Source organism: Actinocatenispora comari, assembly GCF_017312725.1.
GTDB classification, from domain to species: Bacteria; Actinomycetota; Actinomycetes; order Mycobacteriales; family Micromonosporaceae; genus Actinocatenispora; species Actinocatenispora comari.
In genome coordinates, this window is the sequence record NZ_BOPO01000096.1 from 71,864 (window position 1) to 96,832 (window position 24,969).

The 24,969-nt window shown below is 70.8% G+C and carries 25 protein-coding genes, 1 tRNA gene and 2 pseudogenes; 18 read left to right on the forward strand and 10 right to left on the reverse strand.

What is annotated here, in order from left to right:
• Positions 1-184: 184 nt before the first annotated feature.
• The 4 genes and pseudogenes from folE to NUM_RS24335 all read right to left on the reverse strand — a co-directional run bounded on the left by folE (position 185) and on the right by NUM_RS24335 (position 4,133).
• Positions 185-835 (reverse strand): GTP cyclohydrolase I FolE, encoded by a 651-nt coding sequence (gene folE, locus NUM_RS24320; protein ID WP_225918820.1) that lies wholly within the window; start codon positions 833-835, stop codon positions 185-187.
• Positions 836-1,037: 202 nt separating this feature from the next.
• Positions 1,038-3,059: pseudogene (gene ftsH / locus NUM_RS24325) on the reverse strand (ATP-dependent zinc metalloprotease FtsH); the annotation flags it as partial.
• A gap of 300 nt (positions 3,060-3,359) precedes the next feature.
• Positions 3,360-3,926, reverse strand: coding sequence for a hypoxanthine phosphoribosyltransferase (gene hpt / locus NUM_RS24330; protein WP_203959665.1), 567 nt, complete (start codon positions 3,924-3,926; stop codon positions 3,360-3,362).
• 63 nt (positions 3,927-3,989) lie between these two features.
• A complete protein-coding gene (locus NUM_RS24335) occupies positions 3,990-4,133 on the reverse strand; it encodes a hypothetical protein (RefSeq protein WP_207127241.1) in 144 nt (47 codons plus the stop codon).
• Here NUM_RS24335 and NUM_RS37715 point away from each other — a divergent pair.
• From NUM_RS37715 to NUM_RS24360, 6 genes are all read left to right on the forward strand, one after another.
• A complete protein-coding gene (locus tag NUM_RS37715; protein ID WP_263975140.1) occupies positions 4,132-4,260 on the forward strand; it encodes a hypothetical protein in 129 nt (42 codons plus the stop codon). The two genes, NUM_RS24335 and NUM_RS37715, sit on opposite strands and share 2 nt — an antisense overlap.
• Positions 4,261-4,291: 31 nt before the next feature.
• The gene (locus tag NUM_RS24340) at positions 4,292-5,266 is read left to right on the forward strand and encodes a GlxA family transcriptional regulator (RefSeq protein WP_207127242.1); all 975 of its coding nucleotides are present in this window, start codon (positions 4,292-4,294) and stop codon (positions 5,264-5,266) included.
• 138 nt (positions 5,267-5,404) lie between these two features.
• Positions 5,405-5,722: a hypothetical protein gene (locus NUM_RS24345; RefSeq protein WP_207127243.1), complete on the forward strand. Its 318-nt coding sequence runs from the start codon at positions 5,405-5,407 to the stop codon at positions 5,720-5,722.
• Positions 5,719-6,480, forward strand: coding sequence for a hypothetical protein (locus NUM_RS24350; RefSeq protein ID WP_207127244.1), 762 nt, complete (start codon positions 5,719-5,721; stop codon positions 6,478-6,480). Before NUM_RS24345 ends, NUM_RS24350 begins: the two co-directional genes overlap by 4 nt.
• A complete protein-coding gene (locus NUM_RS24355; protein ID WP_207127245.1) occupies positions 6,464-6,832 on the forward strand; it encodes a YbaB/EbfC family nucleoid-associated protein in 369 nt (122 codons plus the stop codon). Before NUM_RS24350 ends, NUM_RS24355 begins: the two co-directional genes overlap by 17 nt.
• Before the next feature lie 381 nt (positions 6,833-7,213).
• Positions 7,214-8,065: a PSP1 domain-containing protein gene (locus tag NUM_RS24360; protein ID WP_207127246.1), complete on the forward strand. Its 852-nt coding sequence runs from the start codon at positions 7,214-7,216 to the stop codon at positions 8,063-8,065.
• A 97-nt stretch (positions 8,066-8,162) separates the two neighbouring features.
• Here NUM_RS24360 and NUM_RS24365 read toward each other — a convergent pair whose 3' ends face one another.
• Together NUM_RS24365 and NUM_RS24370 are read right to left on the reverse strand one after the other, a co-directional pair.
• Positions 8,163-8,393, reverse strand: coding sequence for a DUF1737 domain-containing protein (locus tag NUM_RS24365; RefSeq protein WP_207127247.1), 231 nt, complete (start codon positions 8,391-8,393; stop codon positions 8,163-8,165).
• A 154-nt stretch (positions 8,394-8,547) separates the two neighbouring features.
• Positions 8,548-9,087 carry an SGNH/GDSL hydrolase family protein gene (locus NUM_RS24370; RefSeq protein WP_207127248.1) on the reverse strand — a complete coding sequence of 180 codons (540 nt, stop codon included), beginning with the start codon at positions 9,085-9,087 and terminating at the stop codon, positions 8,548-8,550.
• A gap of 616 nt (positions 9,088-9,703) precedes the next feature.
• Here NUM_RS24370 and NUM_RS24375 point away from each other — a divergent pair.
• Positions 9,704-10,084, forward strand: a complete 381-nt coding sequence (locus tag NUM_RS24375) for a hypothetical protein (protein ID WP_207127249.1) — start codon at positions 9,704-9,706, stop codon at positions 10,082-10,084.
• 198 nt (positions 10,085-10,282) lie between these two features.
• Here NUM_RS24375 and NUM_RS24380 read toward each other — a convergent pair whose 3' ends face one another.
• Complete coding sequence (locus tag NUM_RS24380; protein ID WP_207127250.1) at positions 10,283-11,275, reverse strand: sugar-binding transcriptional regulator; 993 nt, start codon at positions 11,273-11,275, stop codon at positions 10,283-10,285.
• A gap of 191 nt (positions 11,276-11,466) precedes the next feature.
• Between NUM_RS24380 and NUM_RS24385 the strand changes: the two genes are divergently transcribed.
• The 6 genes from NUM_RS24385 (at position 11,467) to NUM_RS24410 (ending at position 17,296) form a co-directional block, all read left to right on the forward strand.
• Positions 11,467-12,432: a carbohydrate ABC transporter permease gene (locus NUM_RS24385; RefSeq protein ID WP_207127251.1), complete on the forward strand. Its 966-nt coding sequence runs from the start codon at positions 11,467-11,469 to the stop codon at positions 12,430-12,432.
• A 44-nt stretch (positions 12,433-12,476) separates the two neighbouring features.
• Positions 12,477-13,289 carry a carbohydrate ABC transporter permease gene (locus NUM_RS24390; protein ID WP_207127252.1) on the forward strand — a complete coding sequence of 271 codons (813 nt, stop codon included), beginning with the start codon at positions 12,477-12,479 and terminating at the stop codon, positions 13,287-13,289.
• 43 nt (positions 13,290-13,332) lie between these two features.
• Positions 13,333-14,706: an ABC transporter substrate-binding protein gene (locus NUM_RS24395; protein WP_207127253.1), complete on the forward strand. Its 1,374-nt coding sequence runs from the start codon at positions 13,333-13,335 to the stop codon at positions 14,704-14,706.
• Complete coding sequence (locus tag NUM_RS24400; protein ID WP_207127254.1) at positions 14,703-15,404, forward strand: glycerophosphodiester phosphodiesterase; 702 nt, start codon at positions 14,703-14,705, stop codon at positions 15,402-15,404. Before NUM_RS24395 ends, NUM_RS24400 begins: the two co-directional genes overlap by 4 nt.
• On the forward strand, positions 15,401-16,093 hold the full coding sequence (locus tag NUM_RS24405) for an HAD family hydrolase (RefSeq protein WP_225918821.1): 693 nt from the start codon (positions 15,401-15,403) through the stop codon (positions 16,091-16,093). Before NUM_RS24400 ends, NUM_RS24405 begins: the two co-directional genes overlap by 4 nt.
• A gap of 147 nt (positions 16,094-16,240) precedes the next feature.
• On the forward strand, positions 16,241-17,296 hold the full coding sequence (locus NUM_RS24410) for a hypothetical protein (RefSeq protein WP_207127255.1): 1,056 nt from the start codon (positions 16,241-16,243) through the stop codon (positions 17,294-17,296).
• Between the two features lie 120 nt (positions 17,297-17,416).
• On the opposite strand, the gene NUM_RS24415 is transcribed toward NUM_RS24410, so the two are convergent.
• Positions 17,417-17,490, reverse strand: a tRNA-Thr gene (locus NUM_RS24415).
• A 106-nt stretch (positions 17,491-17,596) separates the two neighbouring features.
• Between NUM_RS24415 and NUM_RS24420 the strand changes: the two genes are divergently transcribed.
• Together NUM_RS24420 and NUM_RS24425 are read left to right on the forward strand one after the other, a co-directional pair.
• Positions 17,597-18,583, forward strand: a complete 987-nt coding sequence (locus NUM_RS24420) for a bifunctional helix-turn-helix transcriptional regulator/GNAT family N-acetyltransferase (protein WP_207127256.1) — start codon at positions 17,597-17,599, stop codon at positions 18,581-18,583.
• Entirely contained in the window at positions 18,580-18,822 is a 243-nt protein-coding gene (locus NUM_RS24425; protein ID WP_207127257.1) for a hypothetical protein, read from the forward strand. The genes NUM_RS24420 and NUM_RS24425 overlap by 4 nt, the downstream gene beginning before the upstream one ends.
• A gap of 265 nt (positions 18,823-19,087) precedes the next feature.
• Here NUM_RS24425 and NUM_RS24430 read toward each other — a convergent pair whose 3' ends face one another.
• The gene (locus NUM_RS24430; protein ID WP_308440589.1) at positions 19,088-20,386 is read right to left on the reverse strand and encodes an MFS transporter; all 1,299 of its coding nucleotides are present in this window, start codon (positions 20,384-20,386) and stop codon (positions 19,088-19,090) included.
• A gap of 120 nt (positions 20,387-20,506) precedes the next feature.
• Here NUM_RS24430 and NUM_RS24435 point away from each other — a divergent pair, with 120 nt between their 5' ends.
• Entirely contained in the window at positions 20,507-22,153 is a 1,647-nt protein-coding gene (locus NUM_RS24435; RefSeq protein ID WP_207127259.1) for a long-chain fatty acid--CoA ligase, read from the forward strand.
• Positions 22,154-22,264: 111 nt separating this feature from the next.
• The gene (locus tag NUM_RS24440; protein WP_207127260.1) at positions 22,265-22,993 is read left to right on the forward strand and encodes a hypothetical protein; all 729 of its coding nucleotides are present in this window, start codon (positions 22,265-22,267) and stop codon (positions 22,991-22,993) included.
• Positions 22,994-23,117: 124 nt separating this feature from the next.
• Here NUM_RS24440 and NUM_RS24445 read toward each other — a convergent pair whose 3' ends face one another.
• Positions 23,118-23,651 carry an inorganic diphosphatase gene (locus NUM_RS24445; RefSeq protein WP_030446983.1) on the reverse strand — a complete coding sequence of 178 codons (534 nt, stop codon included), beginning with the start codon at positions 23,649-23,651 and terminating at the stop codon, positions 23,118-23,120.
• A 190-nt stretch (positions 23,652-23,841) separates the two neighbouring features.
• Between NUM_RS24445 and NUM_RS24450 the strand changes: the two are divergent.
• Positions 23,842-24,969, forward strand: a pseudogene (locus NUM_RS24450) (MSCRAMM family adhesin SdrC); the annotation flags it as partial.

A 24,969-nucleotide genomic window follows, 5' to 3' on the forward strand; every position in this document is an offset into this window, starting at 1 on the left:
GACTGCTGTACCTGTTGCGGCACAACGGATCGCGCCGGCGCCCGACTCGGCGACACGGGCAGCTCCGGCTACCCGGCGACGACTGACGCTCGGCGCCCGGCGGTGGCTCCGTGGGCAGCGGCGCCGGCGACGTCGACGTCGAGCCGGCTGCGCTGGCTCCGTCCGTACGAGCCGGGCCCGGCGGTCAGCGGCGGAGGATCAGGGACATGGCCTCGTTGCGGGCGGCGGCGGAGCGCTCGAAGTGCCCGCGTACCGCGGAGGTGACGGTGCGGGAGCCGGGCTTGCGGATGCCGCGCATCGACATGCACAGGTGCTCGCAGTCGACCACGACGATCACGCCGCGCGGGTCGAGCACCTCGGCGAGGGTGTCGGCGATCTGCGAGGTGAGTCGTTCCTGCACCTGCGGCCGGCGCGCGTACACCTCGACCAGGCGGGCGAGCTTGGACAGCCCGGTGATGCGGCCGTGCGCCCCCGGGATGTACCCGACGTGCGCGACCCCGTGGAACGGGAGCAGGTGATGCTCGCAGCTGGAGTAGACCTCGATGTCGCGGACCAGGACGAACTCGTCGTGGTCGGCCTCGAACGTGGTGGTGAGCACCTGGGCCGCGTCGATCCGCAGCCCGGCGAACATCTCCGCGTACGCCCGGGCCACCCGGGCCGGCGTCTTCTGCAGCCCGTCGCGGTCCGGGTTCTCGCCGATGGCGAGCAGGATCTCGTACACGGCGCGTTCGATCCGGCCGAGGTCGACGGTGTTCTCCACCGGGCCACCGCTGTGCTCGCCGCCGATCAGCCGGGCGGCCAGGTGGTCGATGCCGGGTTCGAGCTCCTCGCTCACCGCGTTCTCCCCTCGACACGGATCGAGCCCGGCCGGTGCGGCCGGGCTCGATCCGATGCGCTGGTCAGTGTTGCTCGCCGAGCCCGCCGGACTGGCCGAACTGGCGGCCGGTGCGGCCCCAGTCGGGGTCGGTGCCGGCGGCGGGCGCTCCGCCGTTCGCCTCGCCCGGTACGTCGTCCTGCGGCTCGGCGTCGCGCGGGGTGCCGGTGGCGTTCATGGACGGGTCCTGGGCGCCGCTGCCGGCCAGCGCCGCGGCGCCGTCCGCCTCGGCCCGCTGCTTGAGCGCGACGACCTCGGCCGGGGTGAGCACCGGCGGCTTGTCCGACGGCCGACGCTTGCCGAACCCGTTGTACGGCGCGAGCTGCGGGCGCTTCTTCACCCGAGCGCAGATGCGGGCCATGTCGGCGTTGGTGACGGTCTCCTTCTCGACCAGCTCCAGCACCAGGTTGTCCAGCACGTCGCGGTACTCGGTGAGGATCTCCCACGCCTCGTCGTGCGCCATCTCGATCAGGGAGCGCACCTCGGAGTCGATCTCCGCCGCGATCTCGTCGGAGTAGTCGCGGGTGTGCCCCATCTCGCGGCCGACGAACGGCTCGGAGTCCTTCGTGCCGTACTTGACGGCGCCGAGCTTGGCGCTCATGCCGTACTCGGTGACCATCGCCCGGGCCATCCCGGTGGCCTTCTCGATGTCGTCGCCGGCACCGGTGGTCGGCTCGTGGAACACCAGCTCCTCGGCCGCCCGGCCACCCAGCGCGTACGCCAGGGTGTCGATGATCTCCGACCGGGTCTGGTTGTACTTGTCCTCGGTCGGCAGCACCAGGGTGTGCCCCAGCGACCGGCCGCGCGGCAGGATCGTCACCTTGTGCACCGGTGCGAGCTCGGGCATCGCCCAGCCGACCAGCGCGTGCCCACCCTCGTGGTACGCGGTGACCTTCTTCTCCTTGTCGCTCATCACCCGGGTCTTGCGCTCCGGCCCGGCGATGACCCGGTCGATGGCCTCTTCCAGGTTGGCGTCGGAGATGGCCTTCTCGCCGGCACGGGCGGTCAGCAGCGCCGCCTCGTTGATCACGTTGGCCAGGTCGGCACCGGTGAAGCCGGGGGTGCGGCGGGCCAGCGTCTCCAGGTCGACGTCCGGGGTGAACGGCTTGCCGCGGGCGTGCACCCGCAGGATGGCCTTGCGGCCCTCCATGTCCGGGGTGTCGACGGCGATCTGCCGGTCGAACCGGCCGGGCCGCAGCAGCGCCGGGTCGAGGATGTCGGGCCGGTTGGTCGCGGCGATCAGGATGACACCGCCCTTGGTGTCGAACCCGTCCATCTCGACCAGCAGCTGGTTCAGCGTCTGCTCGCGCTCGTCGTGGCCGCCGCCGAGGCCGGCGCCGCGGTGCCGGCCGACCGCGTCGATCTCGTCGACGAAGACGATGGCCGGCGCGTTCGCCTTGGCCTGCTCGAACAGGTCGCGCACCCGGGAGGCACCGACACCGACGAACATCTCGACGAAGTCGGAACCGGAGATCGAGTAGAACGGCACGCCCGCCTCGCCGGCGACCGCGCGCGCGAGCAGCGTCTTACCGGTACCGGGCTGGCCGAACAGCAGCACGCCCTTGGGGATCTTGGCGCCGAGCGCCTGGTACTTGGCCGGGTTCTGCAGGAAGTCCTTGATCTCTTCCAGCTCTTCCACGGCCTCGTCGGCGCCCGCCACGTCGGCGAACGTGGTCTTGGGCATGTCCTTGGTGAGCTGCTTGGCTCGGGACTTGCCGAAGTTGAGGACCCGGCTGCCGCCGCCCTGCATCTGCGACATGAACAGGATCAGCAACACCACCACGACGGCAACCGGAAGCAGGCTGATCAGCAGCTGCATCCAGATGTTGTCCTTGGTGACCTTGACGTTCAGGGTGTCGACCTTGCCGGCCTTGACCTGCGTCTCGATCTGGTTGTAGATCCGGTCCGCGGACAGCGCCGGGAAGGATGCTTCGATCTTGGTCGAGTTGACCTTGTTGTCACCTGAACCCTGGTATTCCTTCTTCAGGTTCAGCTGCAGGACCTGCTCTTTGTCCTGGAAATTGACGCTCTTGACGTTGCCCGAGTTGATCTGGGCAATCGCCGTCGAGGTGTCGACCTTCTTGTAGTCGTCGCCACCGGTGATCAAAGAGCTGAGTAGGATCGCGCCGAGGATCACCAAGACGACCCAGAACAGCGGCCTACGAAAGAATCGAGTTCGCTCCATGCCGTTGCGGGCCCGCCGAGCGCGCCCCGCCCCTCCCGCTCTCACACCGACGTTGCGACTCGCCGGTCGACGACCGGCGTGAACCAGTTAGTCCCCGGTCATTCGACGGTACACCGTGAAGCCGAGCAACGCGGAGTCAGAGGGCCCGGGCCGGCCCCGAAGCGGTACATAACGTGCGTGTGACCAGCGCAACTTCCGGCATATCCGCAGGTCAGAGCACATCTCACCAACTGAGGGTGTGCTGTGAATGACCTGCCGGCCGGCTAGAGGGCCTCGCCCGGTGCGGCCGCCCGAGTGCCCTCAGCGCTCGTAGACCTCGGGGCGGAGCAGCCCGACGTACGGCAGCTCGCGGTAGCGCTCGGCGTAGTCGAGGCCGTAGCCCACGACGAACTCGTTCGGGATGTCGAACCCGAGGTACTTGACCGGGATGTCGACCTTGACCGCGTCGGGCTTGCGCAGCAGCGCCACCACCTCCAGCGACGCCGGCCCGCGGCTGGTCAGGTACTTGAGCAGCCAGGACAGCGTCAGCCCGGAGTCGACGATGTCCTCGATCACCAGCACGTGCTTGCCGGAGATGTCGCGGTCCAGGTCCTTGAGGATGCGCACCACGCCGGAGGAGGTGGCCCGCGTCCCGTACGACGAGATGGCCATGAACTCCAGCTCGACCGGGTGGTCGAGGGAGCGGGCGAAGTCGGCCATGAACATGACCGCGCCCTTCAGCACCCCGACCAGCAGCAGCCCGTCGACGTCCGCGTAGTCGGCGGCCACCTGCTTGGCCAGCTCCGCGGTCTTCTCCCTGATCTGTTCCTCGCTGACGATGACCTTGGAGATGTCGTCGGCGTACCAGTTGCCCTTGCCCGCAGCCATGCACCCAGCCTGCCCGACGGCGCCGATCACGACGCCGCCGGGGTGGGTACCGGCACGGTCCGGTCACGCGGCGTGGCTGTGCCGGCGATCCGGCGCCTCTTCGGGGGCGTGCCAGTCCTTCGAGTCACGGCTGTCCCGGGTCCAGCCGAGCAGCTGGGCGGCACCGAGAGCGAGCGCGAACACGACGATGAACAGCAGCGCATGCATGACGATCCTCTTTCGGGTCGGTCCGGCGCGCACCTGCGCCGGTGGGGAATCTGCACTGCCGATGGCCATCGACATGTCCATGTTCGACCACGCTCGACCGGTCGCCCAGTGGCAGGAATGCCATTGACCGTCGATTTCCTGCCGGTACGCTGGCAGGCATGTTGCGGAAGGTCGCCGCGGTGGCGCTGGACGGTGTCGCCGCGTTCGAGCTGGGCGTGATCTGCGAGGTGTTCGGCGTCGACCGCACCGCGCAGGGCTTCCCGGCGTACGAGTTCGCGCTGTGCTCGCCGGGCGGGCGGCCGGTGCGGTGCAAGTCCGGGTACCAGATCGTGCCGGAGCACGACCTCGCCCCGCTCGCGGACGCGGACGTGGTGGCGGTGCCGGCGATGGGCTACACCACCAACCCGCCGGACGGGCCGCTGCCGATCCCGGCGGAGCTGGTCGACGCGCTGCGGGCCGCCGCGGCCCGGGACGCCTGGGTGGTGAGCGTCTGCTCGGGCGCGTTCGTGCTCGGCGAGGCCGGCCTGCTGGACGGCCGGCGCTGCACCACGCACTGGATGTACGCGGCGGACCTCGCCGCCCGCTATCCCACCGCCAAGGTCGACCCGGACGTGCTCTACGTGGAGGACCGGCCGATCCTGACCAGCGCCGGTACCGCCGCCGGCATCGACGCCTGCCTGCACCTGGTACGGCAGGAGCAGGGCTCGGCGGTCGCCACCGCACTGGCCCGCCGGATGGTGGTGCCGCCGCACCGGGACGGCGGGCAGGCGCAGTACATCGAGACGCCGGTACCGGTGGCCGAGGCGGTCGAGTCGCTGCAGCCGCTGCTGACCTGGATGCAGGAGCACCTGGCCGAGGAGCTGACGGTGGAGGCGCTTGCCGCCCGGGTGCACCAGGCGCCGCGCACGTTCGCCCGCCGGTTCCGGGCCGAGACCGGCGCCACCCCGCACGACTGGCTGGTCGGGCAGCGGGTGCTGCTCGCCCGCACGCTGCTGGAGGAGACCGAGCTGGCGGTGGAGCAGATCGCCCGGCGGGCCGGCTTCGGCAACGCGGCGGCGTTGCGGCACCACTTCACCCGGCGGCTGGGCACCGCACCGGTCGCGTACCGGCGCCGGTTCTGCGGTCAGGCCTGACCTGATGTCGTATCTGCCGGCTTGTCAAGTGTTCTGTCGGGAATTTACAGGGGGTGGCGCCTCGCGCAACCGTTTCCGTACGCTCAGCGATCATTCGCGGGGCGCGGACGGTGACGACGCGGGCGTGAGGAGTGCGCGGTGGGCGAGTCGGGCTCGGTCGGCCTGGGTACCTTCGGCGGCCGGCTGATCGCGGCCGCCGGCCAGGTGCGCGCCGCCGCCGGCCCGGACACCGGAGCCGCGCCGGCCTGCTGCGCGGCACCCGGTTCGCTCGGCGACCTGGCCGCTGACCTGCATCGACGCTGGGGCATTGCGGTCTGGCAGGCACACGAGGCGGCCGAGCGCGCCGCCGACCGGCTGACCGACCTCGGTACCGATCTGGGCACCGCCGCCGCCCGCTACCGGGACATCGACCACCAGGCGGCGCAGGCGGTCCGGCGGGCCGGGGAGCCTCGGTGATCGCCGGGTCGGCCCGATACGGAACGCAGCGGCCCGACTGGCGGCCGGCGCCGCCGCCCGACGACCACCTCACCGAACTGGCCGAGGTACTGACCGACCTGCTGGCCGCCGTCGACCGGGCCGTGCAGCGCTACGGCGTGCCGCCCGAGCACCAGGTGGTGGCCGATCTGCGCGAGTTCCGGGCGCTGCCCGGGGCGCTCGCGCAGTCCATCGTGGACACCGACCCGGAGCCGGTGTGGCAGCGCGCGGTCGAGCTGGCCCGGCACCGCACGACCGTGCTCGACGCGTCCGAACCGGTCCTGGCCGACGGCGACGACCTGCGCTGGGCCGGCGCCGGGCAACGCGCGTACCAGGCGGTGTGGGCGGCGGTGTCGACGACGCTGAGCGACGACCTGCCGGCGCAACTGCTCGCCACCGCCGAGTACGGCGCCGCGCTGGCCCGCTGGTACGGCGACCTGCGGGCGGCGCTGGTCGGCTTCTTCCTGCGGTACGGCAACTCGCCGGCCGCGGTCACGCTGCGTGCCGGACCCGTCGGGACCGATCCCGGTACCGCGGACGTGCTCGATCATGCCGCGGCCGCCGCCGTCGCGGCCGCCGACCTCGCCAGCGCCTGCTTCGCCGCGCTGCGACCCGTGCTCGCCGCCGGCCGGGACCTGCGCCCGGCCACCACCGACCCGCGGCCGGCGCTGCCGACCGCGCGCACCCCGGACCACGACACCGGTACCGACTCGGGAGCGTTCCATGCCGGCCACGACTGACCACGAGCGCGCGGCGGGTGCCCCGCCGCGCGAGATCGACGAGACGTGGATCGAGGAGGCGGTGACGCACTACCGGCAGCTGGAGCGGCGCCGCGCCGAGCTCGCCGACCGGGTCGCGCACGCCGACGTGACCATCCGCTCGGGCGACGGGCTGGTGGAGATCGTGGTCGGCGCCGACGGCGCGTTCCACGACGTACGGATCGCGGACGCGGCGCTGCGCACGCTCACCGCGCGGGACCTGTCCCGTACCGTGCTGGGCGCCTGCCAGCAGGCCCGGACGGCGGCCGACTGGGCCCGGCAGAAGCTGGCCGAGCAGGAGTTCGGCACCGAGCCGTTCGGCCCCCGCGGGTAGTCGCGACCGCCGGCTCGGGGCGGGTGCCGTCCGACGGGGCGCGGCCGACCGTCGCCGACGCCGGCGCGTGCGGCGGCGAAGAAGCGGTATGGCGCGGCGCAACCAGGGGCCGCGCGGCGCTACCGAGCTTCGGCGCGGGCGGTGGGGAAGCGGAAGGCCGGGCTCACCCGAATCGTGCGCCGCTCGGGCGGCCCGGCCGACCTGCACCCCCTGTGGGCCTGCTACGAACCCTTGGTACGAACTGCGGCCCTTTCGGCGAAAACATCCTTCCACCGACGTTACGGGTAACTTTCCGGCGCCGGCGCGGTGACGCGCGTTCACCCGGACGGAGTACCCGTTCCGGTTCCCCGCGGCGGGCGTCCGGCGTCGTAGGGTGCTCGGGTGGGCATGCTCTGTGCGGTCAGTTTCAACCGGTACGGCCGGCTCTACTACCTCGACCCCGGCGAGTTCACGCCGCAGGTCGGCGACAAGGTGCTGGTACCGACCGAGGACGGTACCGAGGTCGCCGAGTGCGTGTGGGCACCGCAGTGGGTCAGCGAGGACACGACGGGCTTCCCGCGCCTCGCGGGGCCGGCCGGCGACGCCGACCTGGACCGGGACGCGCTGGTACGGCGGCGCAAGGCGGACGCGAAGGTCGCCGCGAAGAAGCTGATCCGCGAGCACGAGCTGCCGATGAAGGTGGTCGCGGTCGACCACCTGACCGGGCCCGCGCCGTCCACCGAGTCGGTCGAGGACGGCGCGCACACCACCATCTACTTCACCGCGCCGCACCGGGTCGACTTCCGGTCGCTGGTCCGCGACCTGGGCGCGACCCTGCGCTGCCGGGTCGAGCTGCGCCAGCTGTCCGCCCGCGACTCCGCCCGGGTACAGGGCGGCATCGGTTCCTGCGGCCGCGACCTGTGCTGCGCCACGTTCCTGCGCGACTTCGAGCCGGTCACCATCCGGATGGCGAAGGACCAGGACCTGCCGCTCAACCCGCTGCGGATCTCCGGCGCCTGCGGCCGGCTGATGTGCTGCCTGAAGTACGAGCACCCGCTGTACCAGCGGTTCCAGGAGACGGCGCCGGCGGTCGGCAGCCGGGTCGAGACCGAGCAGGGGCCGGGGCGGGTCGTCGGGCACAGCGTGCCGCGCGACGCGGTCAACGTCCGGCTGGACGCCGACGGCAGCCGGTGCTCGTGCAGCCGGGCCAGCGTCTGCGGCTCCCGCCAGGCCTACGAGCAGCAGTACGAGTAGTCCCGCCGGCGGGCCCGACCGGCCCGCGGCGGGTTCCGGCGCGGCTGCGGTTCGTGGCGGGTTCCGGCGCGGCCGCGGGTCGCGGCGGTGCGGCGGGTCAGCTCACCGGGTCGGCGCTGGCCGGGCTCTTGCGGATCCGTACCGCCTCGTACGCGGGGAGCACCACGGCCTGCGCGGCCACCACCTGACCGTCCGCGCGGGCGGTGATCGACGGTGATCCGTACAGCTCGTAGCCCTCGTCCAGGGCGGCGCTGACCCGGGCGCAGAAGTCGTTGTCGTCCGGCCCGGTGAGCAGCCGGTACCGCATCCGCTCCGTCAGGTGATCCATCAGCCGTCCCAGCTCGTGGTGAGGCGGGTCGGTGGTCGGCTCGTCCGCCGGGCGCAGGTGCGCCAACCCGCAAGGTCATGACGGGCCGAAGATACCTGCCGGGCCGACTCCGCGGCCGGTGCGGGGCCGGCGTGGGCTCCGCACCGGCGCTGGGTCAGCTGACCGCCTTGTGCACCGCGTTCGCCACGGTCCGGGCGAACAGCTGCTGCCCCTGGGTACCCGGGTGGACCCCGTCGACCAGCAGCGCGCCTTCCTTGCCGGCGATGGTGGCGTGCCAGTCGGCCAGGCTCACGTTGGAGTGGCTGCTGACCGCCTGCTGGATCGCCTGGTTCATCGACGCCGTCCACGGCCGGTCGCAGTCGGTGTTCACCAACACGACCTTGCGGTTGCCGGCCTCGCTGATCGCGGTGTTGAAGTCGGAGAGGCCGCCGTTGCCGTTGGTACCGAGGGCGATCACCAGGACGTCGTTCGGGCCCATCGCGGACAGGTGCTGCTGCACCAGCCCGGGCGCGGTGGTCAGCTGCCGGCCGACCTGGCCGTCGATGGTGATCCCGGGTAGGGCCGCCTGCAGGGACGGCGTCGAACGCACCGTGATCGAGTCGCCGATCATCGTCACCTTGGGGTTGGTGACGCGCTTCTTGTCGCGACTCGCCGGCTGCTGCGCTCGGGTCGGCTTCTTACTGCTGGGGGACACGCTCGGTGACGGCTGCTGGGACTGCTTGGTGGCCTGCGCGGTCGGGTGAGCTGCCGCTTTGGTGTCCGGCGACTCGCCCTTCCCACAGGCTCCAAGCAATCCGACGACCACGGCCAGGGCCCCGGTCGCGACTGCCGTACCTCGCATCAGTCGTTGTCGATCGCTACGCACAGCAACGAACGTAGGGGCGGCGCTCCGTGATCGCGAACGTTTGTGCCTGCCCTCACCCGCATCCGGACACACCCGGTACGGAACCTCGCACCACGCCGCCGGGTCACCCACCCGCACGGGTTCCCCCGTTCGTACCGGTGGGCCGGCGGACGGCGCGTCTCGCCGCGGAGGGGTCGCCCGCCGGGCGGTGGTGCGGCTGCCGCTCACCGGCCCGGTCGGCACGCCGCAGCGGCGGTGACCCGGGCCGGAAACCGGAGCACGGAAAACGTGTAACGGAATTGCTCCGAAGGGCGAAAGGCAGTTGCATCGCCGGCCCATTGAATGCATCGACAGCCGTCTATTCATCACCACCGAACGTCATTCCGGAACAGCGGAAAGACACTCGTTCAATGTGTTTCGTTCGTAGGGTTTCGCCCGCCTCGGCCGCCAACTACACTCGCCGACCATGTCCTACCACGACTATCGGCGAGACGACCCACCACAGGGATATCAGGCCGGCCCGCAGCCGCCCGGGCCGTACCAGTACGGGCCGCCGGCACGACGTCGACCAGGCGACGGAGCCGCGGTCGTCGCCCGCGTCGTGGTCGGCCTCACCTGCGTGGTTGCGGTGATCTTCGGCCTGCACGTCCTTTTCTCGTTGGCCGACGCGAACCAGGGAAACGGATTCGTACAGTTCGTCTACGACCTGGCCCGAGTGCTCGTGCTCGGATTCGGCGACGTGTTCACACCGGACGACGCCAAGATCGGTCTGGTGCTCAACTACGGGCTCGCCGCGATCATCTATCTGGCCATCGGGCAATTCATCGCCAAAATGCTGCGCCGCTGACCCGACCCGGATTCCCGGCGCACGCCGCGACGCGTTTCCACCACCCGCGCGGGCCCGAACCGCCGGATCGCCCGTTCGGTAGATTCGGCGACATGCGGGTACTGGGGATCGACGTCGACGACCCGCCGGCCGCGTTCGGCGAGCGGCCACCGGCAGGACTCGACACCCGGCTACCGAGCAACGCTCGGGGCCCGGTGGTCAGGTCTCCTCGACGAGGATCGCCTCGGCCAGGCCACGGTCCAGCACGATGCCGTTGATCAGCCCGGACTTGAGCGTGGCGCGGACCGCCTCGGTCTTGCGGGCGTCGAACGCGACGCCGATCCGGGTCGGCACGGACCGCAGCTGCGCCTCCGAGATGCCGATCATTCTCCCGTCGAGCGGTGTCTTCACCCGCCGGCCGTCCTCGTCGAGCAGCAGGCCGACCACCTCGGCGACCGCCCTGGCCTCGTGGGCGATCCGGCGGTCGTGTTCCGAGGCGGCCTCGTAGACCGTCGACAGCCCGTCCCCCCAGGCGCCGATGCCGATGGCGCACACCGTCAGGTCCCCGAACAGGCGCTGGCAGCGAACGAAGTCGGGCTGCTTGGAGTAGATGCTGGAGTCCGCGCTGTCGGGGCAGACCATCGGCGCGTAGTACAGGTAGGCGGGGCCGCCGCCGACCCGGGTGAACCGCCGCACGGCCTCCATCACGTCCCAGGCGTCGGTGCGTGACACCGCACCGGTGATCTGCACGACCGGGCACCGGCTGAAACCGTGCGGCGGCTCCGCCAGTCCCATCAGGGCCCGGGTCGACGAGATGCCCAGCACGTCCCGGTCGGCGACGAGCTCTTCCAGCAACGACGTGGCGGCCTGGCCGACGCTGGTACGCAGGGAGTGGAGCGACTCGTCGGGCGCCTCGGTCACCGCGCAGTAGCGCAGCCCGAAGCGGTCCTGCAGCTGGCCGGACAGGTCGAACCCGATGTCGTCGGGCAGCCCGATCTCGATGCGAACCAGCCCGGTGGCCCGTGCCCGGTCGAGCAGCCGCCCGACCTGGAACCGGGAGAGGCCGAGCTCCTCGGCGATCTGCACCTTGGTGCGTTGCTCCAGGTAGGCGAGTCGCGCGACCCGGGCCATCAGCAGCGCCTGGCTGTGCTTACCGCGCAGTCGCCGACCGTCCACTCTCGGTACGCCTGCGCCGTGCATCGGTTCGCTCATATGAGCACTCTACGGCACGGTTGTTGCGACAGCCCGACCCATACCTTGCCGTGCCCTGGGACCACGTGTGTTAATCGGTGCGTCCGACGCCAAACGAATCGATCAGATGAGCGATAGCGAGGGCGTTGCATGAACCAAGGAGCACCGATGATGGAGCCGGCCGACCACAGACGACCCTGGCTGGTCGGCCGGTGACCGGGGTCTTGACGGGCCGCGCTCGACCGTCCTCGCGGTCGACTTCCCCGGGCCGGACGCCCCGCCGGCGACTGCGCCGCGCGCTGCGTCGCCACGGCAAGGAGTACCTGCTGTTCGCCGCTCTCGTCGGCCCCAACCTGGCGCTCATTCTGGTCTTCTCGTACTGGCCGGTGATCTACAACCTCTATCTGAGCTTCACCTCGTGGGACATGATTTCCCCGACCCCGACCTGGGTCGGTCTCGACGAGTACCGCCAGCTTTTCACCAGTGCGGACTTCGGCCACGTCCTGCTGAACACGCTGAAGTTCGTCGTGCTCATCGTGGTGGGTGCCATCGTCGGCGGGCTGGCCACGTCGCTGGTGCTCAACCAGCGACTGCGCGGCCGTGGGCTGGTGCGCACCATCAGTTTCGCACCGCACATCATCTCCGGTGCGGCCATCGCGGCACTGTGGCTGTTCATGCTCGACCCGAGCTTCGGATTGCTGCGAGCCCTTCTCGATCCGCTGGGAATCTCGTCGCCACAGTGGACGACCAGTTCGCACTACTCGCTCTATGCGCTGGTGATGGTCTACGCCTGGAAGGGCATCGGATTCTGCGCGATCATCTACGTCGCCGGAATGCAGAACCTGCCGGCCGATCTGTTCGAGGCCGCCACCCTGGACGGCGCGAACGGCTGGCAGCGGTTCCGGCACGTGACGTTCCCGCTGCTGTCGCCGGTCACCTACTTCCTCGTCGTGACCTCGATCATCGGCGCGTTCCAGGCGTACGACGTCACCGCGGTGATGACGGGCGGCGGGCCAGGACAGTCGTCGACCACGCTGAGCTGGTTCATCTATCAGCAGGCATTCCAGGCCTCGAATGCCGGTCTGGCCGCCGCGGCCGCCATGGTCATGCTGGTCATCCTGCTGACGATCACCATTCTGATTGCCCGATACGGCGAGCGGAGAGTGACCTACCAATGAGGGTCGAAACATCCACCCGACCGCAGGCCGCCCATCGTTTCCCCGTGCGCCGGATCCTGCTCTACGCGGCGTTGGTGCTGATCGCCGCCGTGTTCATCATGCCCGTGTACTGGTTGTTCAGCTCGGCGGTCAAACCGAGCGGCGAGATCTACCGGTATCCGTTGCAGTGGATCCCGCATCACCTGCACTGGTCGAACTTCACGAACGCCTGGCACGACGCGCCGTTCGGATCCTTCTTCGTCAACTCGATGATCGTCACCGCGGTGGGCACCGCGATCAAGATGGTGCTGGCAACGGGCTCGGCCTACGCCTTCACGTTCCTGCCCTTCCCGTTCAAGCGGTTCATCTTCCTGCTGCTGCTCGGCGCCCTGATGACACCGGGCACGGTCACCCTGCTGACCAACTACCTGACCGCCTCCGACCTCGGCTGGGTGGACACGTATGCGGGCCTGATCGTCCCCGGCGCCGGATCGGCATTCGGAATGTTCCTGCTGCGCCAACAGATGCTGGCACTGCCGCGGGAGGTGTTCGAAGCCGCCCGGGTGGACGGCGCGAGCCATCTGCGGATTCTCGTACGAATGGTCATCCCGATGTCCCGCCCGATGATGATCACCGTCAGCCTGATCTCCGTGATCGAGGTGTGGAACGACTTCATCTGGCCGCTCATCATCACGACCACCACCCAGATGCGCACGCTTCCGATCGGGCTGCTCTACCTGAAATCGCAGGAGGGCTACAACGACTGGGGCGCCATCATGGCCGGCACCGTCATGGTCGCCGCGCCGATGCTCATCGTCTTCCTGCTCGCCCAGCGCTACATCGTTGCCGGCTTCTCCGGCGGCGCCGTCAAAGGCTGACACCAGCCCGCGGCGCGGCCATTACGGAAAGGACTTTCGACCGATGTCAGGACAGAGACTCTCGCAGGGGTCCGGCGCGACGCTGAGCCGCCGATCGCTGCTCGGACTCGTCGGCGCCGGAACGCTCCTGGCGCCGGCCCTCGCAGGATGTTCGCACGGCGGCGGGAGCGGCTTCGCTCAGGTCGACGTCAAGGTGCCGAAGAAGTACGACAAGCGCAAGCAGAAGGTCGTTCTCTGGAGCTCGTGGAACGCCTCGGCCGGGAAAGTGCTCGACGGCCTGGTGGAGAAGTTCAACGATTCGCAGGACGAGATCTATGCACAGGCGCAGTACCAGGGAAACTATTTCGACGCGACCTCGAAGGTGACCGCGGCGCTCCGGGCCAAGGCCGTACCGGACATCATGGCCTTCGGGCAGACCGCCTGGCAGATCTTCTTCCTGAACGAGACGCTGGAGGATCTCGGCGACTACGCGGACGAGAAGTTCAGCTCGTCGTTCCATCCGAACCTGTACGACGCGGGCGTGATCAGGAATCGGCCGTACTGGATCTCGTTCGCGCGCAGTACGCCGATCATGTACTACAACAAGGATCTGTTCGCCAAGGCCGGACTGCCCGACCGCGGCCCACGAACCTGGACCGAACTGCGCGAGTGGGGGCCGGCGCTGGTCCGGCAGAAGGCCGCGGGCAAGTCGGCGAAGGTGACCGAGCTGTCCGGTGGAGACAGCTGGGAGTTCGAGGCGAGCGTCTGGGAGTTCGGCGGTCGGATTTCGCACGGTCTCGACGTCGTGGTGAACAAGGGCGGCGCGGTCGAGTGCGCGGAGTTCATGCGCAAGCTGATCTTCCAGGACAAGATGGCCATCCTGGCCAGCGAGTACGGCACGAACTTCAACAACGGTCTGGTCGGCGCCTACATGAACTCCACCGGCGCCCTGGCCGGCACCTACGAGGCGGCGAAGTTCGAGGTCGGCTGCAGCCCGTTGCCGACTCAGGTGACTCGCGGTGTCCCGACCGGCGGTGCGGGATTCTCGATCTTCAAGGGCGTGCCGAAGGAACGCAAGCAGGCCGCCTGGGAAGTGATCAAGTTCCTGTCCTCGCCGGAATCGTCGGCCGCCTGGTCGTTGGGTACCGGCTACCTGCCCGTCGTGAAGGCGGCGGTGAACCAGCCGGACTACCGGAAGGCCATGCAGAAGGACCCGAACCGGGGCGTGGCCGTGGCGCAGCTCGCGCATGCCGGCCAGCTGGACGAGGTGGATGCGTACGTGCAGAACGCCTCGCCGATCATCTACGGCGGGCTGCAGAAGATCTACGGCGACAACCGCCCGTCGCAGGAGGTCCTGGACGACGTCGCCCGGCAGCTCAGAGCCGGCGAGAAGAAGATCAAGCCGATGTACGACAAGCTTGTCGGTGGCGCTGGGTGACCGACCTTCGAAGCTTTCGGATCACCGGGCATCGCGGCGCCATGGGCTACATGCCGGAAAACACCCTCGCGTCCTACCGTCGTGCCGTCGCCGACGGCGTCGACGAGGTCGAACTCGACCTCCGTCTCAGCCTGGACGGTGAGGTCGTGCTGATGCACGACGCCGCCGTCGACCGTACGACCGACGGACACGGCGCCGTGGCGGACCTGACGCTGGCCGAACTGCAACGCCTGGACGCCGGCGACGGTGAACACGTACCGACTCTCTACGAGGCGATCAATGCCATCGACGTCACCATTCTGGCCGAGATCAAGGCCGACGCCGCGGTGGCCGAACTGCAGCGGATCCTGACCGAGCGCCCCGACCTGCGCCGGCGAATCCAGCCGATGAGCTTTCATGCCCGTCACCTCACCCCGTTGCTGGCGGCGTTCGACGATCTGCGGTGCGCGCTGCTGTCCGATTCCGGGTCCGACCACCTCATCGAGCAGGCCGTCGAACTCGGCGTCGCCTGGCTCGGAGTCGGCTGGAAGGGCACCACTCCCGAGCTCATCGCCCGGGCGCACCGTCGCGGCCTGGAGTACTGCGTGTGGCCGGCCCCGACCCGGGCCGACGTCGAACGCGCCAGGGCCTGGGGCGCCGATGGCGTGACCACCGACTACCCGGCCGCCGTCATCGGCAGGGTCGAGGAACGATCGTGAACGACACCGGGATCGACGCCGTCCTGTTCGACATGGACGGCACCCTGTTCGACAGCGAACGGATCTGGGACGTCAGCCTCGCCGAACTGGCGCACGAACTCGGCGGCGAACTGTCGCCGACGGCTCGACAACTGCTGGTCGGAAGCAACCTGCTCCGCACGGTCCGGATCGTGCAGGACGATCTCGGGACCGACGAGGACGATCAGCGCTTGGCCACCTGGCTGCTCGACCGCACGTGTGCGCTGTTCGCCGCCGGCGTGCCGTGGCGACCGGGAGCCCGGAGCCTGGTCGAGTCCGTTCGGGCCCGGGGAATTCCGACCGCGCTGGTGACCACCAGTTACCGCGCCCTGGTGGACGTGACGCTCGCCCAGATCCCGGCCGGCATGTTCGAGTTCTCCGTCTGCGGTGACGAGGTCGAGCATCCCAAACCGCACCCGGAGCCCTACCTGACCGCCGCCGCGGCGCTCGGCGTCGACCCCGGGCACGGGATTGCGATCGAGGACTCGCTGAACGGGATCACGTCCGCGGTCCGGGCCGGCTGCCTGACCGTGGCCGTACCGGAGGAGCCGGGGACGCTGTCCGGCTCGCACGGCGCGGTCGTGCTGGCCCTGGAGGAGGTGACCGTCGACCGGTTGGCCGGGCTGCTGACCGGCCGGCGACACGACGAGCCGGAGGGGGTCTGGAGGTGACCGGAGAGCACCGTCCACCATGCGCCACCGAGCAGTAGGGAGAACGAGATGTTCGGTCAGCGGAGCGCGCGGCGCTCCCGTCGGTTCGTCGGGCGATCGGCCCTCATCGCGTGCCTTGCGGTATGCGCCCTGGTCAGCACGTCCAGCGTGGCCGTCGCGGACACCCTGCCCGCCTCACACAGCTTCGATCTCAGCGCCGAGGTCGCCCGGCAACCGGTACTCCTGAAGCAGAAGATGCAGCACCCCTACTGGGGTGGTCCGGTGCAGGCCTTCGCCTTCGACGACGTCCACCACTACCTGTTCGTCGTCCAGAACCACAACGTCTACAGCTCCTACACGGCGCACGGGACGTTCGAGGCCTACACCGACACCCTGGTCATCAACCGGATCCCGCTGACGGGCAGCGACGCCGGCCAGGTGATCGACAGCATGACCGTTCCGTACGCCGGCCACGGCTCGATCGGCGTCGTGCCGGTCGGGTCGCAGTCCCAGATCTGGCTGGAGGGCGATCCGGACGGCCCGGCCAGCGGACCGTGCGCGGGGCAGCACACCTGTGCCGCGTCGAACGAGACGGAGATCTTCGGCACCGAGATCGACAGCTTCCCGTACCGGCCGAACGCGATCACGACGACGACCCGCCCCGCCGGGCTGGTCGCCCATTTCGTCGGCAACTACCACATCTCGGTGTCGTCCGACCCGGTGCACCAGCGGCTGGCCATTCGGTACTGGAACGCGTCGCTGTCCTCGTTCCGGGTCGCCGTGTACGACTGGAACGACGTGCACGATCCGGCCCTGCTGCGGGTGTCCATCCCGCAGACCAGCTTCGCCCAGGGTTTCGTCCTCTACGGCCAGTACTACTACGTGCTGAACGGGAAGTGCCTGCCGGGCGAGGCCGATTGCACCGATTCGACCCAGCTGTTCGAGCTGGATCTCGACAGTGTCGGCTCGCAGGGGTCCGCTACCCAGGCGACGATCAGCCAGCATGCCCATACCGCCGCGTTGGCGACGACGCTGGCGGGCCTGAAGGCCGAGCCGGAGGGCATCGCCGTACATGCCGACGCGCAGGGTCGCATCGGGTTGTTCTTCGGCTTCAACTCCCGGCTCACCGCCGACAACAACCTGCCCAAGGTCGTCAGCATCGTGTGCAAGGTCGGCTGGCTGCCGCACACCAGCAGCCCGCAGCCCGATCGGTGCCCGAACTGATCCGACCGAGCTGCCCTGGCGCCCGGCGGCGTGCGCCGAGCAGGCACGGATGCCGCCGCGACGAGAGCGCCCCACCGGAGGACACCTCCGGTGGGGCGCTTTCTCTTGCCCTGCAACGTGAGCCGCCTGTGGGAATCGAACCCACGACCTACGCATTACGAGTGCGTCGCTCTGGCCGACTGAGCTAAGGCGGCAGCGCTGGTGAGTGTACGCGATGGCGCACGGGCGGCACGAAGTGGTTGCGGCCGCCCGGCGGAAGTGTTTGACTGAGTCAAAGACCTCCGGAGCACGGGAGCGGACATGATCGACTCGTCGCAGCAGCGCGTCGCCGAGGTACGTGCGTTCAACCGGTTCTACACCGCCCTGCTCGGTCTGCTGGAGGCCGATCACCTGCACCTGCCGTACACGCTGACCGAGGCCCGGGTGCTGTTCGAGCTGGGGCAGGCCGACCAGGTCGACCTGATCGAGGTGCGGCAGCGGCTCGGCCTGGATGCCGGGTACCTGACCCGGCTGGTGACCAAGCTGAGCCAGGCCGGGCTGGTCGAGCGGGAACGCTCCGCGGCCGACGCGCGGCGCCAGGTGGTGCGGCTCACCGGTACCGGCCGGGAGACGTACGGGGAGCTCAGTCGCCGCTCGTCCGAGCAGATCGGTGCGCTGCTCGAGCGACTGCCGGAACCGGCCCAGCGGCGCATGCTGGCCGCCATGGGTACGGTCCGCGACGTGCTCGGCGACGGCGAGCCCCGCGCGGGCGATCGCCGAGCGGACGGCGGAGAACGCCGGGCGGGCGGCGGCGCCACGGTACGGCTGCGGGCGCCGGAACCAGGTGACCTCGGCTGGGTGGTGTCCCGCAACGGCGCGCTGTACGCCGCCGAGTACGGCTGGGACGCCTCCTACGAGGCGCTGGTGCTGCGAATCGTCGCCGACTACGCCGAGCACCGGGACCCGGCGCGGGAGGCCGCCTGGATCGCCGAGCTCGACGGCGTACCGGTCGGCTGCGTGTTCTGCGTCCGGGCCGACGAGCCGGACACCGCGAAGCTGCGGCTGCTACTGGTCGAACCGTCCGCGCGGGGGCTCGGCGTCGGCGGGCGGCTCGTCGACGAGTGCGTGCGGTTCGCCACCGAGGCCGGGTACCGCCGGATGGTGCTGTGGACCAACGACGTGCTCACCTCCGCCCGGCGGATCTACACCCGGGCCGGGTTCGAGCTGGTCGACGCCGAGAAGCACCACAGCTTCGGGTACGACCTGGTCGGCGAGACGTGGGCCCGACCGCTCGGCGGTGCCCGATGACCGCGCTGGTGTTCATCGCGGCGTTCGCGGTGCTGCTCGCGGTGGCCCAGCTGCTCGGGCTGCCGCACGACAGCCGGGACGGCCACGACTGGCACCCACCCCGGCCGGGCCAGCGGCGACCCGCCGAACCGGACGTGGCACACCGGACACCGGAACCGGAGGACCGACGCCGCCAGCTCCCGGAACCGGACGGCACCGTCGTACCGCTGCGCCCGCCGCGCCACCGCCCCGCCGCCTGACAGGGCGACCGCCCCGACGCCTGCCCCGGCCGACCGGCCCGACGCCTGCCCCGGCCGACCGCCCGCCTGCCCCGGGCGGTCGCCCCGGCCGACTGACCCGAGCGACCGGCGCGGCGCGCGAGCGGGCGGCGCACTCACCGGTCGGCCGTTCGCGCGCCTCGCCCGCCGAACCGCGTCACCGCGTCCGAACCGCGTCACAGCGTCCGAACCGCGTCACCGCGTCCGAACCGGCTCGGTCGGCGCGGGCGGGCGCTGGCCGGCCGGTTCAGTCGGGCACAGGGGCTGCGGTGCGGGCAGCGCGGGCGGCGTCGACCTGCTGCTTGTGGGCCAGGCCGTCGCGCCCGTCGTACCGGCGGAACGCGGGCAGCGCGACCGCCAGCGCGATGGTGGTCAGCACGCACAGCACGCCGCCGGAGACGATGGACCCGGTGACGCCGGTGAACCGGGCGACCACGCCGCCGCGCAGGTTGCCCAGCGACGGCCCGCTGGTGTAGCTGAGCATCTCGACGCCGGCGAGCCGGCCGCGCAGGTGGTCCGGGATCGTCTGGTTCCAGACGATCCCGCGGAACATGCCGCTGATCTGGTCCGCGGCGCCTGCCACCGCGAGGCACAGCAGCGCCAGCCACAGCGTCGGCGCCAGGCCGAACCCGGCGATCGCGAGCCCCCAGGCCGCCGCCGCGACGATGATCATCATGCCGTGCCGGTGCACCCGGCCGGTCCAGCCGGAGCTGACCGAGGCGACCAGCCCGCCGACCGACTCGGCCGTGTACAGCATGCCGAGCACGGTCGGCCCGCCCAGCCGGTCGGCGACGAACGGGTACAGCGCGAGCGGCATGCCGAAGAACATCGCGTTGATGTCCACCAGGTAGGTGCCGAGCAGTTCCTTGCGGCTCGCCGCGTACCGCAGGCCGGTGATGACGCCGCGCACGCTGGGGCGGTCGGCGTCCGGTGGCGGCGGTACCGCGCGCACCGCGAGCAGGCAGCCCAGCGACACCGCGAACGTGAGCAGGTCCAGCCCGTACGCGGCGGGCAGGCCGACCCAGGCGATCAGCGCGCCGCCCAGCAGCGGGCCGATCAGCGAACCGACGGTGCTGCGCATCGAGTTCAGCGCGCTGGCGGCGGGCAGCTCGTCCGGGCGCACCAGCCGCGGCATCATCGAGTCCAGCGCCGGCCGTTGCAGGCCGTCGAGGGTGGCGCTGATCGCGGCGATCGCGTAGAGCAGCCACAGCTGTGGCGAGGGCAGCAGCGCGTTGCCGACCAGGATCGCGGTGAGCAGGGTGAAACCGACCTCGGCGCCGAGTACCAGCTTGCGCCGGTCCAGGTAGTCGGCGAGGGCGCCGCCCAGCAGCGCGGTGACCAGCAGCGGCGCGAACTCGACGATGCCGAGCAGCCCGACCAGCAGCGGCGAGTCGGTGAGCGTCGCCACCTGGTACGGGATGGCGATGTAGGTGACCATCGAGCCCAGGAAGGACACGCCCGCTGCCAGGTACGTGAGCCGGAAGTCCCGGGAGGTACGCAGCGGGGTCACATCCAGCGCCCAGCGACGCCACGGGATCACGGCCACGCCGGAATCCTGTCCGTACCGGCCGGGATCGCGCGACGCAATTTCCGCACCGACCGTTCGCCGGCGAACGGGACGCATCGACGGGTACCGAATTGTGACGGCGGCCACTAGCGTGTGATCATGCGGAGCACGATGCAGGAGTGGCCGCTTCGGCTGAGCCACGTCCTTGACTACGGCAGCACGGTGCATGCCGACACCGAGATCCTGACCTGGACCGGTACGGCGGCGCGGACCACCACCAACGCCGAGATCGGCCGGCTGGCCGCGCGACTCGCGCACGGGCTGCGCGAGCTCGGTGTGCGCGGCGACGACCGGGTCGCCACGTTCTGCTGGAACAACGACGTGCACCTGGCCGCCTACCTGGCGGTGCCGGCGATGGGCGCGGTGCTGCACCCGCTCAACATCCGGCTCCCCGCCGACCATCTGGCGTACTCGGCGAACCAGGTCGCCGACAAGGTCGTCCTGGTCGACAGCACGCTGATCCCGGCACTGGCACCGATCCTGCCGAAACTGTCCACAGTGGAGCACGTGGTGGTGGTCGGGGACGGCGACCCCGAACCGCTGGCCGCCGCCGGCAAACCGGTACACCGGTTCGACGAGCTCGTCGGCTCGCAGCCGGACACGTTCGGCTGGCAGTACGACGGGGACGAGACCGACGCGGCGGCCATCTGCTACAGCTCCGGTACGGTCGGGCTGCCCAAGGGCGTCGCCTACTCGCACCGCTCGATCTGGCTGCACTCCATGCAGATCGCCTCGGCGCAGTCGTTCGGCTTCGCGCCCGCCACCCGGTCGCTGGTCGTGGTGCCGATGTTCCACGTGATGGCCTGGGGCATGCCGCACGCGGCGTTCATGACCGGCGCCGGCCTGCTGATGCCCGACCGGTTCCTCACCCCGGAACCGCTCGCCGCGATGATCGCCGCCGCCAAACCCACGCACGGCGCCGCGGTGCCGTCGATCTGGACCGGCCTGCTCGCGTACCTGAACGCGCACCCCACCGACACGTCCACGCTCAAGGAGGTCGTCGTCGGCGGCTCCGCCTGCCCGGAGTCGCTGATGCGCGGGTTCGACGAGCACGGCATCCGGATCGTGCACGCCTGGGGCATGACCGAGACCTCACCGCTCGGCTCCATCGCCCGGCCGCCGGCCGGTGCCACCGGCGACGAGTTCTGGCGGTACCGGCTGAGCCAGGGCCAGATCCCCGCCTCCGTGCAGGCCCGGATCGTCGCGCCGGACGGCAGCGTCGCGCCCCGCGACGGCGAGACGGTCGGCGAGCTGGAGGTCGCCGGGCCGTGGATCACCGGCCGCTACCTCGACTCCGACGAGCCCGACCCCGACCGCTTCGACGACGGCTGGCTGCGCACCGGCGACGTCGGCACGCTGACCGCCGACGGGTTCCTGACCCTGACCGACCGGGCCAAGGACGTGATCAAGTCCGGCGGCGAGTGGATCAGCTCGGTCGAGCTGGAGAACCACCTGATGGCGCACCCGGCGGTACTGGAGGCCGCGGTCGTCGGTGTCCCCGACGCCAGGTGGGAGGAACGCCCGCTCGCCTCGGTCGTCCTGCGGGACGGCACCACCGCCACCCCCGAGGAGCTGCGCGACTTCCTCGCCGACCGCATCCCGCGCTGGCAGCTGCCCGAACGCTGGACGTTCCTCGCCGAGGTACCGAAGACGACGGTCGGCAAGTTCGACAAGAAGGTGATCCGCCGCCAGTACGCCGACGGCGACCTCGCGGTGCGCAACCTCAAGGAGGACACAGCCGAGTAGGGGCCGCAGGTCCCCAGCGACCGCTCAGGGGATCACCGGATTCCGGCACCGGCGCATTTCGGGGTCGTCACCGATATCGGTGACGACCCCGACGTTCCTACGCTTCCTGCCATGACCGCCACCCCCCGGATCCCCACCGCCGGAACGCCCTCAGCCGGCACGTCCGGTACCACACCGCCGCCCGGCACCGGCGCGCCGCGCCAGTTCGCGCTCACCGTCCTCGTCGCCGCACCGGCCGCCTGGTTCTTCGGCTGGGTCGTCATGCGGGTACGCACCACGCACGGCCCCGGCGCCGCCTGGACCACCGCGCACTCGCTGTGGATCGTCGCGTTCGCCATGTTCGCGATCGGCTGCGTCGGCCTGGCCCGCCTCGTCGGGCCCGGACGGTTCACCGGCCGCGGTTCCGGCGCGCTGGTCGCCGCCACCACGGTCGCCCTGGCCGGCGCGGTACTCACCGGCGCGCAGATGGTGCTCGACCTGATCGCCGGGTTCGTTCCGACCGAAGCCGCGATGAACAACCGGTACGACGCGATGTTCGCGGTGCCCGGCGTGCAGCTGGTCTGCTACACGCTCGCCCCGGTCGTCTTCTACGTCGGGCTGCTCGCCCTGCTGGTACTCGGCGCGGTGCGGCGGACGGCCCCGGTGGCGCTCGTCGTACTGGCCGGGTGCGGGATCCTCGCCGCGGGCATCGGGCACGGGCTGCCCGGCGCGCTGCGGCTGGTCGAGGGCGCCGGCGCGCTGCTCATTCTGGGCGCCCTCGCGGGCATCGTCCGCACCCGCGCCGCGACCCTGGCCAGGGAGACGGCACCGCGCCCGGCGGAGGCGGCGCCGCGACGCTGACCGGCGCGGCCGGCGCGGCCGGCGCGGCGACGCTGACCGGCGCAGCTGGCGCCGAGGTGCCGGCCGGTGGAGACGGCGAAGCCCCGCCGGGGTGCCGACGGGGCTTCGACGCTGGGTGTGCGGCTCAGACGCCGGGGAACGGGTGCACGCCCGGGTCGTGGTACTCGCCGGCCGCCACCGCCTCCTTGTACCGGGTGAAGGAGCGCTCGATCTCGGCCTCCGCCTCGACCCGGCCGACCCAGTCGGCGCCCTCGACGCTCTTGCCCGGCTCCAGGTCCTTGTAGACCTCGAAGAAGTGCTGGATCTCCAGCTTCTCGAACTCCGGCATGTGATGCACGTCGCGCAGGTGGTCCTGGCGCGGGTCGCCGGCCGGCACGCAGAGCAGCTTGTCGTCCGGGCCGCTCTCGTCGGTCATCCGGAACATGCCGATCGCCCGGCACCGGATCAGGCAACCCGGGAACGTCGGCTCCCGCAGCAGCACCAGCGCGTCCAGCGGGTCACCGTCCTGGCCCAGGGTCAGCTCGACGAACCCGTAGTCGGCCGGGTACTGGGTCGCGGTGAACAGGGTGCGGTCCAGCCGGATGCGGCCGGTGGCGTGATCCACCTCGTACTTGTTGCGCTGACCCTTGGGGATCTCGATGGTGACGTCGAACTCCACGCCCCGGTCCTCCAGTTCGCTCCCGGCAGCGTGGGCCACCGGCGACAATGACTTTTCTGCCAGGCCGGTCGGTGCGGCGGTGCGCCTGCCCGAATCGGCGATCCACGACGCCGGCCCCGGCGCCGGCTGTCACGCGGTACTCGTCCAGTAGTCTCGCGCAGGTGCGCCGGGGAGGCAGCGGGAGGGGCTTGTGACGGGAGATTGCACACACCCTAACGACCATTCTTCGGACGCTTCGCCCGCGTCGGATATAAACGCCCCGGTCGAACAGAACACGAAAGATCACCCCGCGTCAGGCAACTCCGACCCGAACCCCCACACCGATCCCGCCGAACCCGCGGACGGCACCGCCACCACCGACGCCGGCGCCCCGGATCCCGGTGGCCACGGCGGTGCCGGCGATCCCGGCCGCGACGCTGCCGCCAGAGATGCCGACGACCACGCCGATGGCACCGACCCTGGATATCACCGCGGTGCCGCCGATTCCGGGGCCGGCACCGGTGACGCCGCGCCCGAGGACGGCAGCCGTGGCGTCGATACCGGGGGCCCCGACCCGGCCGAACCCCCGGTCAGCGCTACCACGAACGGCACGGCCACGCACGGCGCTGGCACGGGCGGTTCTGGCACGCACGGTTCTGGTACCGCCGGGCGGGCGAGCGGTTCCCACGACGACGCAGGGGCCGCCGGTTCCGGTGTTGACGTCGCCGCTGCCGAGGCCGATCCGGCCGAGCCCGAGATCCAGGTGAGCACGGCGGACCGCGAACCGGCCGAGCAGGACAGCGCCGAGACCGGGCCCGAGGCGGACGGGACGAAAGCCGACGGCAGCCCCGCCGACCAGCCGGAACCCGTGTCAGCGCCGGAATCCGGCCACCAACCCGAGCCCAGTACGGACAGCGATCCGGACGCCGCTTCGGCGCCGCACGCTGCACCCGACTCGGGCACCGGTCCGGCGCTGCGCACCGAACCCGAATCGGACGGTGTTTCGGCGCCGCGCACTGCGCCCGAGTCGGGTACCGACCGCGAGCCAGTCGCCGCGGCCGAACCAAGTGCCGGATCCGAATCCAGTCCAGAGGTCGAATCCGGCTCGGAGTTCGTGGCCGGCCCGCTGTCCAGGTCGAGCGTGGAATCCAGCACCGCGCCCGAATCCGGCACCGAATCCGAGCCCGACACCGAGTCCCAGCCCAACACCGAATCCGAGCTCGGCACCGAGTCCCAGCCCGACACCGGGTCCCAGCCCGACACCGGGTCCCAGCCCGACACCGGGTCCCAGCCCGACACCGGGTCCCAGCCCGACACCGGGTCCCAGCCCGACACCGGG